At 69.8% G+C, this 15,792-nt stretch carries 17 protein-coding genes and 1 pseudogene; 4 read left to right on the top strand and 14 right to left on the bottom strand.

Annotation, left to right across the window (positions count from 1 at the left end; translation table 11 throughout):
• Positions 1 to 97 precede the first annotated feature (97 nt).
• The 6 genes from JJB11_RS05985 to JJB11_RS05960 all read right to left on the bottom strand — a co-directional run bounded on the left by JJB11_RS05985 (position 98) and on the right by JJB11_RS05960 (position 3,521).
• Complete coding sequence (locus JJB11_RS05985; RefSeq protein WP_201167133.1) at positions 98 to 355, bottom strand: hypothetical protein; 258 nt, start codon at positions 353 to 355, stop codon at positions 98 to 100.
• Between the two features lie 82 nt (positions 356 to 437).
• Positions 438 to 1,028 carry a hypothetical protein gene (locus JJB11_RS05980; RefSeq protein ID WP_201167131.1) on the bottom strand — a complete coding sequence of 197 codons (591 nt, stop codon included), beginning with the start codon at positions 1,026 to 1,028 and terminating at the stop codon, positions 438 to 440.
• 189 nt (positions 1,029 to 1,217) lie between these two features.
• The gene (locus tag JJB11_RS05975; RefSeq protein WP_201167126.1) at positions 1,218 to 1,571 is read right to left on the bottom strand and encodes a DUF1428 domain-containing protein; all 354 of its coding nucleotides are present in this window, start codon (positions 1,569 to 1,571) and stop codon (positions 1,218 to 1,220) included.
• A gap of 155 nt (positions 1,572 to 1,726) precedes the next feature.
• Positions 1,727 to 2,098, bottom strand: a complete 372-nt coding sequence (locus JJB11_RS05970) for a PIN domain-containing protein (RefSeq protein ID WP_201167125.1) — start codon at positions 2,096 to 2,098, stop codon at positions 1,727 to 1,729.
• 77 nt (positions 2,099 to 2,175) lie between these two features.
• On the bottom strand, positions 2,176 to 2,466 hold the full coding sequence (locus JJB11_RS05965; protein WP_201167124.1) for a FitA-like ribbon-helix-helix domain-containing protein: 291 nt from the start codon (positions 2,464 to 2,466) through the stop codon (positions 2,176 to 2,178).
• Between the two features lie 83 nt (positions 2,467 to 2,549).
• A complete protein-coding gene (locus tag JJB11_RS05960) occupies positions 2,550 to 3,521 on the bottom strand; it encodes a DMT family transporter (RefSeq protein WP_201167123.1) in 972 nt (323 codons plus the stop codon).
• A 129-nt stretch (positions 3,522 to 3,650) separates the two neighbouring features.
• Between JJB11_RS05960 and JJB11_RS05955 the strand changes: the two genes are divergently transcribed.
• The gene (locus tag JJB11_RS05955; RefSeq protein ID WP_201167122.1) at positions 3,651 to 4,538 is read left to right on the top strand and encodes a LysR family transcriptional regulator; all 888 of its coding nucleotides are present in this window, start codon (positions 3,651 to 3,653) and stop codon (positions 4,536 to 4,538) included.
• Between the two features lie 33 nt (positions 4,539 to 4,571).
• Here the strand turns inward: JJB11_RS05955 and JJB11_RS05950 are convergent, their stop codons facing one another.
• Complete coding sequence (locus JJB11_RS05950) at positions 4,572 to 4,979, bottom strand: VOC family protein (RefSeq protein WP_201167121.1); 408 nt, start codon at positions 4,977 to 4,979, stop codon at positions 4,572 to 4,574.
• A gap of 249 nt (positions 4,980 to 5,228) precedes the next feature.
• On the opposite strand from JJB11_RS05950, the gene JJB11_RS05945 reads away from it, so the two are divergent.
• Together JJB11_RS05945 and JJB11_RS05940 are read left to right on the top strand one after the other, a co-directional pair.
• A complete protein-coding gene (locus JJB11_RS05945) occupies positions 5,229 to 6,338 on the top strand; it encodes a PAS domain-containing sensor histidine kinase (protein WP_201167120.1) in 1,110 nt (369 codons plus the stop codon).
• 147 nt (positions 6,339 to 6,485) lie between these two features.
• The gene (locus JJB11_RS05940) at positions 6,486 to 8,777 is read left to right on the top strand and encodes a PAS domain-containing hybrid sensor histidine kinase/response regulator (RefSeq protein ID WP_201167118.1); all 2,292 of its coding nucleotides are present in this window, start codon (positions 6,486 to 6,488) and stop codon (positions 8,775 to 8,777) included.
• Positions 8,778 to 8,804: 27 nt separating this feature from the next.
• On the opposite strand, the gene kce is transcribed toward JJB11_RS05940, so the two are convergent.
• Genes kce through JJB11_RS05915 form a run of 5 tightly spaced genes read right to left on the bottom strand, consistent with a single transcriptional unit; the run spans position 8,805 to position 13,177 of the window.
• Entirely contained in the window at positions 8,805 to 9,737 is a 933-nt protein-coding gene (gene kce / locus JJB11_RS05935) for a 3,5-dioxohexanoate:acetyl-CoA acetone transferase (protein ID WP_201167115.1), read from the bottom strand.
• Positions 9,738 to 9,754: 17 nt separating this feature from the next.
• Positions 9,755 to 10,510: an SDR family oxidoreductase gene (locus JJB11_RS05930; RefSeq protein ID WP_201167112.1), complete on the bottom strand. Its 756-nt coding sequence runs from the start codon at positions 10,508 to 10,510 to the stop codon at positions 9,755 to 9,757.
• Positions 10,507 to 11,472 carry a Bug family tripartite tricarboxylate transporter substrate binding protein gene (locus JJB11_RS05925; RefSeq protein WP_201167109.1) on the bottom strand — a complete coding sequence of 322 codons (966 nt, stop codon included), beginning with the start codon at positions 11,470 to 11,472 and terminating at the stop codon, positions 10,507 to 10,509. Before JJB11_RS05925 ends, JJB11_RS05930 begins: the two co-directional genes overlap by 4 nt.
• Positions 11,469 to 11,828 carry an AtuA-related protein gene (locus JJB11_RS05920; RefSeq protein WP_201167106.1) on the bottom strand — a complete coding sequence of 120 codons (360 nt, stop codon included), beginning with the start codon at positions 11,826 to 11,828 and terminating at the stop codon, positions 11,469 to 11,471. Before JJB11_RS05920 ends, JJB11_RS05925 begins: the two co-directional genes overlap by 4 nt.
• Positions 11,829 to 11,836: 8 nt before the next feature.
• Positions 11,837 to 13,177, bottom strand: coding sequence for an acyclic terpene utilization AtuA family protein (locus JJB11_RS05915; RefSeq protein ID WP_201167103.1), 1,341 nt, complete (start codon positions 13,175 to 13,177; stop codon positions 11,837 to 11,839).
• A gap of 89 nt (positions 13,178 to 13,266) precedes the next feature.
• On the opposite strand from JJB11_RS05915, the gene JJB11_RS05910 reads away from it, so the two are divergent.
• Entirely contained in the window at positions 13,267 to 14,172 is a 906-nt protein-coding gene (locus JJB11_RS05910) for a LysR family transcriptional regulator (RefSeq protein ID WP_201167101.1), read from the top strand.
• Between the two features lie 201 nt (positions 14,173 to 14,373).
• Here JJB11_RS05910 and JJB11_RS05905 read toward each other — a convergent pair whose 3' ends face one another.
• On the bottom strand, positions 14,374 to 15,585 hold the full coding sequence (locus JJB11_RS05905; RefSeq protein ID WP_201964656.1) for an MFS transporter: 1,212 nt from the start codon (positions 15,583 to 15,585) through the stop codon (positions 14,374 to 14,376).
• A 51-nt stretch (positions 15,586 to 15,636) separates the two neighbouring features.
• Positions 15,637 to 15,792 (bottom strand): annotated as a pseudogene (locus JJB11_RS25915) (IS110 family transposase); the annotation flags it as partial.

Below are 15,792 nucleotides of genomic sequence, written 5' to 3'. Positions count from 1 at the left end.
TCGACGGGCGCAGCCTGGCCAAAAGTCTTCCTTCTCGCCGCCCACACGGCAAGGGCCGCAGGGTCGGTCGACGCATACCTCGCGCCGGCCGCCGCCCTCACTCCACCACAAACCTCTCCTTAAACCGCTCCGCGTCCTCCTCCAGCTCGAACGTCACCAGCTGCCCATTCTTCCCATCCACCAGCCGATGCGCCGCGAACAGGGTCCACCGGCCCTTCGGGCCGTAGCTGGGCGGGTCGACCAGCGCATAGGGGTGCGGGACGAAGACCTCGTGCTCGAAGATCCGGCGCTCGCGATTGCGCGGCGAGGGGTAGAGCTTGTAGTGCTCGGTGGTGATCACGGACATGGCTTCCATGATGCACCGAAGTGGGCGCGGCGACGGCGGCAGGACGGGGATGGCCCCGCGCCGCGCGTGCGCCCCGCTCAGGCGAACGCGCTCACTCCAGCACCGTGCCGTTCGGGATCGGGCTGGTTTCGGCAAACGACGGCGGTGCCGCTGCGATGCTCGCCCCGCGCGCTTGCGGCGATGCCGCCGGGTGCGCGCGGTGCACGGAGATGTCGATGACGTCGACGATGTCGAGGAAGGGGTGCCGGTACAGGAGCTGTCCGTTCAGGGCCCTGCCGCCGTCTTCGAGCTTGAGGAGCGCGGTGGCGGCGGAGGGAAGCGATTCGCCGACCGGCTGCAGGCTCAGCGCGGCGTAGCCCTCGGTGACTGTGCCGGTGGCCTGCAGCTTCACGTCGAACGCATGGCCCGCCGACCGGCACCGCAGCGTGACGACGCCGCGCAGGTCGTGGATGTCCTGCTGCAGAGCCAGCACCAGCTCGCTCCACTCGCCGTGCGCGGGTGTGTAGCCGGTGCCCAATCCTTTCCATTCCCCCGAGAGGTTTACGCCGCGATACAGCCATCTGCGCACACGGGGGACCAGCGCATGCACCCACAGGTATGCCGCCGCCCACAGGGCGAATGCGCCCAGCACGCCTGCGGCCAGCCCTGTGGCGAACTGGGAGTCGATCAAGCTCTCTGCCATGCACACACTGTGCGGCATCTGGCGAAGGCACTGTTTGCGAGTGCAACCTTTTCAACGGCGGTTCGGGCCTGCGGGGAGGGCACGGGCGGCGCCGCCGGCCCGAAGCGCGGGCGTGAAGCATTCACGCGTGCGGCCGCTCCGCCTGCCATCGCTTGCTCCGACGGAAGCGGTCACCTTAATTGCCTCCGGCTACGCACTGACGATCACCTGGAAGCCGCCGTAGATCAGCCGCTGGCCGTCGAAGGGCATCGGGTCCATGCCTTCCTTGATGCGCGGGTCGGCCATCGCCTTCTTCATGCCTTCGTCGCGGGCGGCCCGCGACGGCCAGGTGATCCACGAGAAGACCACGGTCTCGTCGGGCTTGCGCTGCACCGCCAGAGGGAAGGACGTGACCTTGCCTTCGGGCACGTCGTCGCCCCAGCACTCGGTGACGCCCAGCGCACCGTACTCCTTGAACACGGCCGAGGCTCTCTGCGCGATGGCCCGGTACTTCTCGCGGTTGGCCGTGGGTACGGCGAGGACGAAGCCGTCGATGTAGTTCATGCAGGTCTCCTTGATGAGGCCGCGGGGATGCGGCCTCGTGTCTTCACGACGAAGGAGGTTGGGGGGAATGGACGGGGGCGGGAGTAACTGTTCGCGGCTGGTGCGTGCCCCTCACCCCGGCCCTCTCCCCAGGGGGAGAGGGAGGAGGAGAGATCTCACGAGCCGCCGGCCAGGTACGCCCGAGCCGCCTTGGCCAGCTTGGCGTCGAAGGTCGCGAGCGGCGCATGCAAGTCGCCCGCTACCCAGAGATACGCCGCGTCATACGGCGAGACCCCGTAGCGCATGGCTAGCGCGTATTGCTCTTCGACAGGTGGGCGGTGGAATTCGATTTCCTGTCGGGCGTAGTCGGCGAGCACATTCGCGACTACGTCAGCTGCCAATCCGGCACGACTCTTCTTCGCAGCCACGCTGACCATTTCGCTATCCAGCAGTAAGGGCGCATGAAGCGTCTTTCCAGCGAGGATGCGCCATGCGTCGTCCCGGGTGTCCTCCTCGAACAGTGCCGCCCCCAGCACGCTGCAGTCCACGACCACAGGCGTGCGCCCCAGGTACCCCGGTGGCGGCTCCGCGACGTGGAGTGCCGGTCTTCCCGCGCGCCGCGCTGTCACCGGCTGTCCCGGTCGGCGCGGATGATGTCCACTGCCAGCGGAACGCCTCGAATGGGTTCGGGATACTTGCCGCGACGCGCCTCGATCAGTTGTTCGATGGTCCGGGTTCCGCGCCGCCCGTCCGACGCGTTCCAGTTCGCTGGCAGTCCGCCTGCACTGCTTTCCTGAACTGCCTGCTGGATGATCGCCATCAATTCGCCTTGCAGGGACCGGTGATTGCGCTCGGCGCGCTGTCGAAGCGCCTCGGCAATGTTTTCGGGGACGTCCTTGATCGAGAGGTTGGGCATGGCATGCTCCTGCTTGGCCTGGAGCCATTTTGGAGCCGCATTGGATCCAGGTCAAGCTCTCGATGACCTGGGGGAGGCACGCCTCACGATGTCGCGCCGCATGGACGCAAGGGCGCCTGGCTCGTCTTGCGCACCGGCCGCGTCGTGACCACCAGCGCCAGGCCGACCAGCACCGCGCCCAGGATCTCCTGCGCACCGGGCGGCTGGCCGAGCGCGGTCGCGATCAGCAGGGCCGAGATCGGCACGCAGTTGATGAACAGCGTGCCCGTCGCCGCGCCCAGCCGGCGCACTCCGAAGTTGAAGGCGACGGCGGCCGCGACGGTGGGCACGACGGCGATGTAGGCGAGGGTCGGTGCGCGATGCAGCACCGCGCCGGCGTCCGGCCACGGCACATGACCCGCAGTGGAGGCGACGGCCGCCGCCAACAGCAGCACGGGCAGGCTCGCCATGGCGGTGAACGCCGTGTAGTCGAAGGGCGAGAGGTCCGGGAAGCGCGCGGCACCCCGCGTGTACGTCACCCAGCCCAGCGTGCCGACCAGCGCGAGCAGGTCGCCGAACAGCGCGCGCGTGCCGACGCCCGAGCGATGCGCGAACACACCGGCAACGAGCGCGACGCCGACCAGCGCCAGGCCCGCGGCCGCGACGGCGGTCCTCGGCGGCCGCACGCCATCGAGCCACCACCGCAGCAGCACGGTCGTCACCGGCATCGTCGCCATGATGACCGCGCCGTGGGACGGGACGGACAGCGCCACGCCGAAGAACACCAGCACGCTGAAGGCGCCGTAGCCGGCCAGCCCGAGCAGCGCGAGCGGTCGCAGGTCGCGCACGAGGCGCGTGAGCGGCGCGGCACCGAACGCGGGCCGCAGCGCCACCAGCAGCAGCGTGGCCAGCAGGTAGCGGATGGTCGTGAACCACAGCGGGTCCAGCACGGCCAGCATGCTCTTGCCGACGAAGAACAGCGAGCCCCAGGCGCTGGTCGCCATCAGCAGGCTGGCGACGGCTGCCGCCGGCGATGCGGCGCGCGCAGGGGCGGGGAGGGTCAGGCTCCGGGTCATCTCATGTCTCCTTTGCGGGGGAAGCGCAGTGTCGCGGCGCAGGGGCGCGCGCGTCCATGTGCACTTTTGGAAGGCCGCGTTCCGTGCAAGCGAATGGCGGATTGCGCGCGCTTGCGCACAATGCAGGGCATGGAGCTCTACCAACTGCGCACCTTCCTGGCCGTGGCGGAAGAAGCCAACCTCACGCGCGCGGCCGAACGCGTGCACACCAGCGCGCCGGCCGTGAGCGCGCAGGTGAAGGCGCTCGAGGAGGAGCTGGGCGTGCGCCTGTTCGATCGCACGTCGCGCGGCATGACGCTCACGTCCGCGGGCGAGCGCGTGGCCGCGGAGGCGCGCCGCACGCTCGCGGCCGCGCAAGGCCTGCGCACGACGGCCGCCGAACTGCGCGGCGCCTCGGTCGGCACGGTGCGCATGGGCGCCGTGAGCGATCCCGTGGGACTGCGGCTGGGCGAGGTGTTCGTGAAGCTTGCGGAGCGCCATCCGGGCCTTTCCATGCACCTGCAGCAGGCCTTGTCGAACGCGGCCATCGAGCAGGTGCGCCGCGGCGCGCTGGACTGCGCCTACGTCATGAGCTCGCTGGCGTCGGACGACGAGCTCGAGGTGCTGCGACTCGCACCCATCGATGTCGTGCCGCTGCTGCCGCCACGCTGGGCGCAGACCGGGCTGCCCGCCGACAACGCGGAACTCGCGCGGCGTCCGTGGGTGGGCACGGCGCCGCATTGCGGCTTGCGCGCCTCGCTGGACACCTTCTTCGGCGAAGCGGGCATCGAGCCTGCGATCGCTGCGGTGGCCGACACGGAAGCGGCGATCCGCGGGATGGTGGCGAGCGGCCTCGGCGCGGGTCTCGTGCGCGAGGACCAGGCGCGCGACGCGCAGCGCCTGGGCGAAGCCGTCATCTGGCCGCAGTGGAAGGCGGCCACCTGGCTGTGCTGGATCGCGGCGCCCGCCGCGCGCCAGGGCCCGCCGGTGCGCACCGTGCGGGAGATCGTGATGGAGGTGTGGCAGCAGGGCGCGTAGGCCGCGGGCGAGGGGCGCCGCCGCCTGCGTGTTTCACTGCGAGCCCGGCGCTTCCTCGATCAGCGCGAGGATGTTGCCCTCGCTGTCCTTGAACCACGCGGCCTTCGCGCCGCCTCCCGTGATGGCGCCCGCGGCGCTGCGCTCGCCGGGGATGTCGGGGTAGTCCTCGAACACGACGCCGCGCTTCTTCAGCGCAGTGATCAGGCCGTCGACGTCCGTCACCGACCAGAACGCCTGGCTCGCCTTCGACGTGCCTGCGTTGGGCGTCGGGTAGAGGAAGCACGCGGTGCCGTTGGCGAAGCGGTACACGACGCCGCCGTTGCGTTCTTCGGTGGGCTGCAGGCCCAGCTTCGTTTCGTAGAACTGCGGCGCCCGCGCGAGGTCGCGCGCGGGCAGGTACGCGTACATGGGGAAGTCCTGGAGCATCGCGGCCTCCGTCATGCGTCGACGATCACCTGGAAGCCGCCGCCGCGCGGCGGTAGGCCTCGCGGTTGGCGGTGCGGACGGGGACGACGTAGCCGTCGATGTAGTTCATGAGCGGTCTCCTGGATGGGCGGCGCGCGGAATGCGGCCGGTGACAACACGACGAACGAGGGCTTGCGAAATCGACAGGTTTTGACGTAGGACGCCCGGGCGCCTTCCCCGTAAACGGGCTCACCGGCGGCGCGGCGCTGTGGCATATTTGCTCCCATGGATCGGCCGCTCACGTCCAGCGAGTACCGGCTCCTCGTGGAGCATGCGCCCGTGATGGTATGGCGCGCCGGCCTCGATGCGAAGTGCGACTACTTCAACGCCACGTGGCTGGAGTTCACCGGCCGCACGGTCGAGCAGGAGAGGGGCGACGGCTGGGCGGAGGGCGTGCACCCCGACGACTTGCAGCGCTGTGTCGCGTACTACCTCGACCACTTCCATCGACGCGAAGCCTTCGAGATGGAATACCGGCTGCGCCGCAAGGACGGCGTGTACCGCTGGATCTTCGACCGCGGCGTGCCCTCCACCGACGACCGCGGCGCCTTCGCCGGCTTCATCGGCAGCTGCGTGGACGTGGACGAGCGCCGGCAGGCACAGGACCAGCAGCAGGAGCACACGCGCGAGCAGCTGGCGTTGGCGCGCGACTTCGAGAAGTGGATCCTGGCCATCGTGAGCCACGACATCCGCGACCCGCTCAATGCGATCCAGCTCGCCTCGCACGTGCTCGCGAAGACGGCGCAGGGGAACCCGGCCGTCGGCAAGCAGGTGCAGGTGGTGACCCGCGCCGTCACGCGCATCCAGGACATCGTGGGCGACCTGCTGGACCTTTCGCGCGAGCGCGAGGGCGCGGGCATCTCCGTCGCGCCCGCCCCCACCGACCTGCGCGCGGTGTGCCAGCACATCATCGACGAGCTGCGCACGATCGCCACCAATCGCCAGGTCACCTTCGAATGCGAAGCCGACGGCCTGGGCGCCTGGGACGAGCGTCGCATCGTGCAGGCGATCACCAACCTCACGTCCAACGCTGTCCAGCACGGTACGCCGGGCTCGCCGGTGCAGTTGCGGCTGACCGGCGACGAACGCCAGGTGGCGGTCGAGGTGCACAACGAAGGGGCCATCCCGTCCGAGGTGCTGCCGCGCCTGTTCGAGCCGTTCCGCTCGGGGCGCAACCACGGTGGGCGGGGCGACGGCCTGGGCCTCGGCCTCTTCATCGCGAAGGCGATCGCGGTGGCGCATGGGGGCGCGCTGGAGGTCGATTCGTCGGACGCCGGCACCACCTTCCGCATGGTCCTGCCGCGACACGTGGCGGCCGCCGCCGCCTCGGCCTGACTGTCCTTGCTTCGGTAACACGGCCGCCGGCGCCCCCCGGCCGGCCCCGCTCTTCTTAGAATCCCTGCGTTCCAAGGGGTGCGCCCCGACTCAAAAGATGAGCTATCTCCTGTCCATCGCGAGGCCGCACCCGGCCTGCTGCCTGCCTTGACCGACGACCAGGTCCAGCGCTTCGTGCAAAGCCTGCCCGGCCTGTTCCTGGTCGTGCGGGCCGACGAGCACTTCACGATCGTCGCTGCCAGCGCCGATTACCTGCGCGCGACCTACACGGACCGCGGCATCGCGGGGCAGCCGATCTTCAGCGTGTTCCCGGACAACCCGGACGCGCTCTTCACGCGCGGAGTGGCCAACCTGCGCGCGTCGTTCGAGCGCGTGCTCGCCACGCGCGCGACCGACACCATGCCCACGCAGAGGTACGACGTGCGCCGGCCGGCCGCCGACGGCGGGCACTTCGAGGAAAGGTTCTGGAATCCGGTCAACGCCCCCGTGCTCTCGTCCACCGGCGAGGTCGAATACATCGTGCACCGGGTCGAAGAAGCGACGGCCAGGACCAATCGCGATGCCGTGGCCATCCTCGAGAGCATCGCCGAGGGCTTTTTCACGCTCGACAGCCAATGGCGCTTCGACTTCGTGAACCCGCAGGCGCACCGCATCCTCGAGCGCGAGCCCGGCAGCCTGGAGGGCCGGAGGCTTTGGGACGAATATCCCGGGCTGGAAGGCACCGAGTTCGAGCGCTGCTACCGCCGCACGATGCACGAGCGCGTGTCGACGCGGTTCACCGCGTTCGATGAAGGCCAGGGCCGCTGGTACGAGGTGTCCACCTTCCCGGCGCCGCAGGGCGTGTCGGTGTACTTCCGCGACGTCACCGAGCAGAAGTTGCTGCAGGCCGATCGCGAGCGCCTGGTGGCCGAGTCCGAAACGCAGCGGCGCATCTACGAGACGGCGCTGAACAGCACGCCGGATTTCGTCTACGTCTTCGGGCTGGACCACCGAGCGCTGTACGCCAACGAGGCGCTGCTGAGGGTCTGGGGCGTCGACGACGTGCGCGGCAAGCGGTGGATGGACCTGGGCTACGAGCAATGGCACGCCGACATGCACGACGCCGAAATCGACCGGGTCATCGCCACGCGCGCGCCGATCCGCGGTGAGATCCCCTTCACCGGCACCAACGGCACGCGCGTCTACGACTACATCTTCGCGCCCGTGCTCGACTCAAACGGCAACGTGGTCGCCATTGCCGGCACGACGCGCGACATCACCGACCGGCAGGCCGCGGAGCAGGCGCTGCGCGAGCAGGCCGCCAGCCTGGCCGAGGCCGATCGCGCGAAGGACGAATTCCTCGCCACCCTGTCGCACGAACTGCGCAATCCGCTCGCGCCGCTGCGCAACTCGCTGGCCCTGCTGCGCCGCATCGACGAGGGCAACGCGAAGGCGGAGCCGGTGCGCGCGATGATGGAGCGGCAGGTGAACCACCTCGTGCGGCTCGTCGACGATCTGCTGGAAGTCTCGCGCATCAGCCGCGGCACGCTGTCGCTGCGCAAGCAGCGGGTGGAGGTGGCCGCCGTCGTGCAGAGCGCCATCGAAACCAGCGAGCCGCTGATGGCCGCGGCCGGCCATGCGCTGGACGTGCAGCTTCCGCAGGAGCCGCTCTGGGTGGAAGGCGATCCGGTGCGCCTGGCGCAGGTGCTGGCCAACCTGTTGAACAACGCGGCGAAGTACAGCGAGGACGGTGGCCACGTCACGGTGGGCGCCTGGGCCGAGGACGGCCAGGCGGTGGTCAGCGTGCGCGACACGGGGATCGGGATCGATCCGGAACTGCTGCCCCGCATGTTCGGCATGTTCACCCGCGGCCAGCGGGACAGCGCGCGCGCGCAGGGCGGCCTGGGCATCGGCCTGGCCTTGTCGCGCCGGCTGGCCGAGATGCATGGCGGCACGCTGGACGGCCATAGCGACGGCGTGGGGCAGGGCAGCGAGTTCGTGGTGCGCCTGCCGCTGGCCGCGGCGGCGGCCGATGCGGCGGACGCGCAGCCGGCCCATGGCTTGCGCACCAACGAGGCCGACCTGCGAGGCATCGCCGCCCTGGTGGTCGACGACAACCCGGATGCCGGCGACAGCCTGGGCCAGGTGCTGGCACTGCTAGGTGCGGAGGTGCGCGTCGCGCGCGACGGCCGCAAGGCCCTGGAGACGTTCGCCGAATTCCTGCCCCGCGTGGTGCTGCTGGACATCGGCATGCCGGAGATGAATGGCTACGAAGTGGCCCGCGCCATCCGCGCGCGCTTTCCCGGCGCTCCCACCACGCTGGTCGCGCTCACCGGCTGGGGCCAGGAGGACGACCGCCGCCGCGCGCGCGAGGCGGGCTTCGACCATCACCTCGTCAAGCCAGCGGAGATCGACGCGCTGCAGGAACTGTTGGGATCGCTGCAGGCTGCGGAGCGCTGACGCCGCCCACGAAACCCGCTGCGCTCGTCAGAATCCGACGTCGTTGCGCCCCTTCAGCTTCAACATCTCCCGCGCTTCCGCCGTGCTCGCCACCTCGAGTCCGAGCCCTTCGAGGATCTTGCGCACGCGGCGGACCTGGTCGGCGTTGCTCCTGGCCAGCGTGCCCGGACCGTCCCACAGCGAATCCTCCAGGCCCACGCGCACGTTGCCGCCCTGCGCCGCCGCGGTCGCCGCGATGGGCATCTGCGCGCGGCCGGCGCCCAGCACGGACCACAGGTAGTCCTTGCCGAACAGGCGGTCGGCCGTGCGCTTCATGTGCGCGACGTCGTCGGCGTGCGTGCCGATGCCGCCCAGGATGCCGAACACCGTCTGCACGAACAGCGGCGGCGTGGCCAGCTTGCGATCGAGGAAGTGCGCCAGGTTGTACAGGTGCGCGGTGTCGTAGCACTCGAACTCGAAGCGCGTGCCGTTGGCGGTGCCGCGCGTCAGCACGAACTCGATGTCCTTGAAGGTGTTCTTGAACACCGTGTCGCGCGTGCTCTCCAGGAACTTCGGCTCCCACTCGTGCCGCAGGTCCTTGTAGCGTGCGAGCATGGGGAACAGGCCGAAGTTCATCGAGCCCATGTTCAGCGACGCGACCTCGGGCTTGAGCTGCAGCGCGGGCTGCATGCGCTCTTCCACCGTCATGGTCGGCGCGCCGCCCGTGGTGAGGTTGATCACGGCGTCGCTGCGCGCCTTGATGTCGACGACGAACTTGCGGAAGGCGTCCGGCGTCTGGTCCGGGCGGCCGTCCACGGGGTTGCGCGCGTGCAGGTGCACGATGGCCGCGCCCGCCTCGGCCGCGGCCACCGCTTCGTCGGCGATCTGCTGCGGCGTCACCGGCAGGTGCGGCGACATCGAAGGCGTGTGGATCGAGCCGGTGACGGCGCAGGTGATGATGACTTTGCGGGCTTGGGCCATGGGGACCTTCCTGTTTTTCAGCGGCCGCCGGCGACGTCGAGGACGGCGCCGTGCACATACGAGGCTTGTTCGGTGGCCAGCCACAACGCGGCTTCGGCGACTTCGCGGGCGCTGCCGGTGCGGCCCATCGGCACCGCCGTCTTCGCGAGCTCCTGCGCGTGGGCCACGCCGCCGTGGATCGCATGGATGTCGGTGGCGATCAGGCCCGGACGCAGCGCGTTGACGCGGATGCCCTCGGGCCCGAGCTCCTTGGCCAACGACAGGTTGAAGCTGTCCAGCGCCCCCTTCGATCCCGCGTACGCCGTGCCGCCGGCCAGCCCGCCGAGGCGCGACGCCACCGAGGACATGTTGACGATGGCGCCGCCGCGGCCGCCGCGCGAGGTGGCCATGCGGCGCACGGCCTCGCGCGCGCAGTAGTACGCGCTGAACACGTTGGCTTCGTACAGCTCGCGCACGTTGTCCTCGTCGACGTCCGTGATGCGGAAGTTGGCGAGCACGCCCGCGTTGTTCACCAGCACGTCCAGCGTGCCGAAGGCCTCGTCCAGTTCGCGGAACATGCGCTGCACTTCGGCGAGCTTGCCCACGTCGGCCTGCAGCGCGACGGCCTCGCCGCCGCTGCGGCGCACCTGCTCCACGACGTGGTTCGCCGCCTCCGCGCTGCGGTGGTAATTCACACCTACGCGCCAGCCGCGCTCGCCCGCCAGCAACGCGATCTCGGCGCCTATGCCGCGGCTCGCGCCGGTGACCAGGATGATCTTCTTGTCTGCGCTCATTGCGGTTCGATGTTGGCTTCGCGGGCCAGGTGCTGCCAGTTGACGACCTCGCTTGCCATGAAGGGCTTGAGCTCCTCCGGGGTCAGGTGCATGGGCTGCATGCCGATGCCGGCGAGCTTCTCCTTGACCTCGGGGCGTGCCAGCGCCTGCGCGATCGCGCCATCCAGCTTCGCGACGACGTCCTTCGGCATCTTGTTCGGACCGACCACGGCGAACCAGGCGGTGATGTTGAATCCCGGCAGCGTGTCCGCGATGGGCGCCCAGTCCACCAGCGGCGAGCGCCTGGCCGACGTGATGCCCAGCGCGCGCATGCGACCGCCCTTGACCTGCGCCATGGCGTTGCCCAGGTCGGCGAAGGTGTAGTCCACCGTGCCGCCCAGCGTGTCGTTGATCGCCAGCGGAATGCCCTTGTACGGCACGGACATGGTCTCGGTGTGGCCCAGCTTGTTCAGCACCGCGATGCTGATCTGCGAGCTCGACGAGCCGTAGCCCGCGCTGACCTTGCCGGGGCGCGCCTTGATGTAGTTGACCAGGTCGGACACGTTCTTCGCCGGGTGGTCGGCCTTGACCATCAGCGCCAGCATCGTCTCGGCGATGCCCGAGATGGGCGTGAAGTCCTTCAGCGGGTCGTACTGCATGTTCTTCACCAGGGCCACGTTGGAGGCGATGGCGGAGTTGGACGAGAACAGCAGCGTGTAGCCATCGGGCTGCGCGCGCACGACTTCCATCGCGGCGATGGTGCCTTCGGCGCCCGGCCGGTTGTCGATCACGAAGGCCTGGCCGAGCGCCGTGCTCAATTGCTGGCCGACCACGCGCGCGGCCAGGTCGGTGGCGCTGCCTGGGGGGAAGGGCACGATCATGCGCACGGGCCGCGCGGGATACGACTGCGCGAGTGCGGTGCCGGCGCCGGTCGCCAGGACGGCGCCCAGCGCGAGAGCCTTGAGGAAGTTGCGGGTGTTCATGTTGTCTCCTTGGTCTTCTTGGCGCGGGCGGCGACGCTCGCCGGCACGCGGATCTTCATGTCCAGCAAATGGAAGGACAGCGACTTGCCGTGCATGTCCAGGTTGAGCGAATCGTTGACGCCGCCATCCAGCACGTCGTCCAGCACGAAGTTCATCGCGCCCAGGTTAGGCAGCAGGTAGCGGCGCACGCCGGTGGGATGCCGGTGACCGAAGTATGCCGCCACGCGTTCGGCCGTGACCTGTTCGGCCAGCAGCGCGAAGTCTTCCTCGCGGTACGCGATGACGCTGATGTTGATCTTGTTGCCCTTGTCGCCGGTGCGGCCGTGGGCGAGTTCGTAGAGTGCGATCTCCTGCATGGCGGCTCCTAGACGAGGTGGAAGGCGGCGGGCGCGAGCTCGCGCGGAACGAGGCAGTCGCGGCTCGAGAGGCGCTGGCGCTTGGCGACGCGCACGCCGCCGCCGCCGCCCGGGCCGCCGGTCCACAGCGCGGTGACTTCGCGCAGCAGGCGGTCGATGACGTTCACGTCCTCGTGCTTTCCCGCCACGCGCAGGCGCACGTCGCGCGCATCGCCCACCGGCGCCTGCGCCAACATCTCGCCGGCGTCGTCGCCGAGGATGCTGGTGATGCCGATCAGGTCGAAGCGCAGCGTGAGCAGCGGGCCCATGCGCTTGCGCATGATGTCCGCCGCGAGCCGCGCGCGCGCTTCGGCATTGGGCCCCGCATAGGAGATCTCCGCTTCGCCCAGCCAGCCGCCGTCGAAGTAGGCCAGCGCCTTGAGCGTGGGCGTGCGCGGATGGCCTTTCACGCCGGAGAGGCGCACGCGGTCGGGGCCGACCTGCGCGACGGTCGCCTGCGTGATGTCGGCCACCACGTCGGGCGTGATGTAGGCGGCGGGGTCGTGCACTTCGTAAAGCAGTTGCTCCTTCACCGTGCGGCAGTCGACCAGCCCGCCGGTGTCCGCGGCCTTGCTGACGATGCAGGTGCCGTCGGCGGCGATCTCCGCGATCGGGAAGCCGACGTCCTCCATGTGGGGCACGTCCTTCTTGCCCGGATCGGCGAAGTAGCCGCCCGTGACCTGCGCCGCGCATTCGAGCAGGTGGCCGGCCATGGTGGCGCCGGCGAGCTTGTCCCAGTCGTCCGCCGCCCAGCCGAAGTGGGCGAGGGCGGGACCGAGCGTGAGCGAGGGATCGGCCACGCGGCCGGTGACCACGACCTGCGCACCGGCACGGATGGCGGCTGCGATCTCCATCGCGCCCTGGTAGGCGTTGGCGCAGACGAAGCGCTGCGCATCGAAGCCGCCCTGCAAGCGCTCGCGCACGATCTGCTGGCCGCGATCGTCCGAGAGGTCGTCGCCGGTCACCACGGCGATGCGTGGCTCGGGCAGCTTCAGCTCGCGGGCGAGTGCGCGGATCGCGGCGGCGGCGCCTTGCGGGTTGGCCGCGCCGAAGTTGCCGACGATGGTGATGCCGTTCTGCAGGCAATCGGCGAGCACCGGTCGCAATTCCTGCGTCAGCAGCGGCTCGTAGCCGAGCGACGGGTCGCGCCTGCGCGTGAGTTGCTGGAACGCGAGCGTGCGCTCGGCCAGGTTCTCGAAGATGAGCGCGGCGGGGCCGCCGCGAGCGATGAGGGTGCGCACCACGGGCGGTGCGCCGTCGAGGCGGTCGCCGGAAAAACCGGCGCCGCAGCCCACGGCGAGTGTCTCCATTGCAGGTCCTTTGAGTCTTGCGGCCCACTGTGCGCGCAAGCCCTCGGCAAGTAAACTGGATTTATTCGACCGACTATGCAGCTTCCCTAATGAATCTATCCGGCCGGCTGATCGACGCCTTCCTCGCGCTGGAGGAGACGCGCCGCTTCGCCGTCGCGGCACAGCGCTGCCACGTGTCGCCCTCGGCCTTCAGCCAGATGATCGGCCGGCTGGAGGAGCAGGTCGGTGCGCGCCTGTTCGATCGCGACACGCGCAACGTGGCGCTCACGCCCGAGGGCGAGGCGTTCTCGCTGGGCGCGCACCGCATCGCGTCCGAGATCCGCTCCACCGTCGGCGAGCTGCGCAACCTGGCGCAGCGCAGCCAGGGCCGCGTGACGGTCGCGGCGCCGCCTTCGCTCGCCGCCGACTGGTTGCCGCGGCGCATGGCGCTGTTTCGCCAGCGGCATCCGGGCATAGCCCTGCGCGTGGCGGACGTGGTGTCGGACCGCTGCCTGGAACTGGTGCGGCGCGGCGAGGCCGACTTCGGGCTGAACGCGCTGCCGGGCAACGCGGCGGAGTTCGACGCGCAGCTGCTGTTCGACGAGCGCTGGTACGTGATCTGCGCGGCGGACGATCCGCTCGCGAAGAAGCGCAGCGCGCAGCTGCGCGACCTGCGGCATCGGCCGTTCATCCACACCTTGCGTTCCGGCAGCGTCTGGCAACAGCTGCAACCCTTGCTCGCGCGGAGCGAGGTGCAGGACACCGGAATGGAAGTGAACCAGCTCGGTACGCTGGGCGGCCTGGTCGCCAACGGCTTCGGCATCAGCATCGTGCCGGAGTTCGCGCTGCAGCTGTGCGCGCGCGAGGGCGTGGCCTCCGTGCTGCTGGCCGCGCGAAACGCCACGCGGCCGATCTACCTGGTGCGACGGCGGCAGCGCAGCCTGTCGGTCGCGGCGGAAGGCTTGTGGGAGTTGTTGTTGGGGGAGGGCAAGCGGCCGGCGGGCCGACGGGGGTGATGCTGGGGTTCGCTGCGCTCACCGCCAGCCTACGAGCACGGCCGCCGGTGCCGTAGCGGCCCCGTCCGCGCGAAGTCGGGGTGATGCTGGGGTTCGCTTTGCTCACCGCCAGCCTACGAAAACCGCCGCCGGCCTCGTAGGCGCGAGGTCGGGGGTAGGCTGGCGGTGAGCGCAGCGAACCCCAGCTCTCCTCACCCGCCCTCACCCGCCCTCGGCCACCATCGGGATCTCGCGCGTCCGCATCGCCATTACCGCGACCACCGCGCTCAGCACCGCCATCGCGCTCGCGAACACCACCAGCGCGCGATTCAGTCCCACCCGGTCCGACAACCATCCCATCGCCAGGATCGGCACGATCGTCCCCAGGTAGCCGACGATCATGTACGACGAGAGCAGGCCCGCGCGCTCGCTCGGTCGCGTGAGTTTGCCGATCACGCCCATGCCGCCGACGTTCGCGAGCCCGTGCCCATAGGCAGTGACGATGACACTCGCGGCGAACAACAGCGCCGTGCGGCTGGTCGCCGTCCACACCAGCAGCAGGTTGCACGCGACCAGCGCCACGGCGCTCACCACGACCACCTGCTTGGTGCGCCAGCTGCGCACCGAGAACTGGAAGATCGACGACAGGAACAGGATGGAGGCGATCGTGAAACCGCTCACCGCCGGTCCGTGCCACGGCACGAACTCCGTCATGAAGCTCGGAGCCAGCGACGCGAACAGGCTGAACATGCCGAACGCGCTGAACGCGCCCAGGCTCGCGAGCCAGAAGTGCGGGCGTCGCTCGCGCTGCGGGAAGGTGATGCGGGGCAGCCATTGCGACAGGCCTGCAGCTGCCGGCTGCTCCTGCGCGACGCGCGACGCATCGGGCAGGCGAAACAGCGCGTAGACAGCCACCACACCCATCACCAGCGTGGGCACGTACGCGCTGACCAGCGGATACGGCACCCATTGCGCGATGAGCCCGCCCAGCAGCGGCCCCATGCCGAAGCCGAGCGTCATCGCCACCGTCGTCAATGCCGTGGTGCGGCGCGAGTCCGCGACCGGGCTCACCTGCATCATGCCGACGGCTGCCGAGGTCGTGATCATTCCGGAGGCGAGGCCGATCACCAGGCGGGCGAGCATGAACACCGGCACGTTGCTCGCCACCGCCGACAGCGCCACGCCGGCCGTCATCAGTACGAGGCCGGTGCGCAGGATGGGCAGGAAGCCGAAGCGCGCCGTCACGCGCCCGAGGAACAGCAGGCTGCCGAGCACGCCGAACATGTAGATGACGAAGATGTGGGTGATGTCGCTGGGACGCAGGTGCCAGGCGGCCTGGTAGAGCGGATAGAGCGGGCTGGCCAGGGCGGTGCCCATGACGCCGACGCACATGGAGTAGCAGACCCAGGCGAAGGCACGGCGGGACGGTTGCATGCCCCGCATTGTGCTTGGCACCCTGGCTGTTCGTAGATACTGTGTTCTCCGTCAAGCGGAGTGGAGTGCCGGATTGAATGGAAGTCCGGATTTCAACACTCCGTAGGCGATCGCCACCAGCTTGCGCATCAGAGCTCCGAGAACGAGCTTCTTTGGCTTGCCCGCAGCGAGCAGCCGAGTGGCGAATGCCTTGCCCCAAGGCGTGCG

Origin of the sequence: Ramlibacter ginsenosidimutans (genome assembly GCF_016654015.1) — a bacterium.
Classification (GTDB): domain Bacteria; phylum Pseudomonadota; class Gammaproteobacteria; order Burkholderiales; family Burkholderiaceae_C; genus Ramlibacter; species Ramlibacter ginsenosidimutans.
Note: the sequence above shows the minus strand (reverse complement) of the source record. Positions and strands in the feature narration are given on the sequence as shown.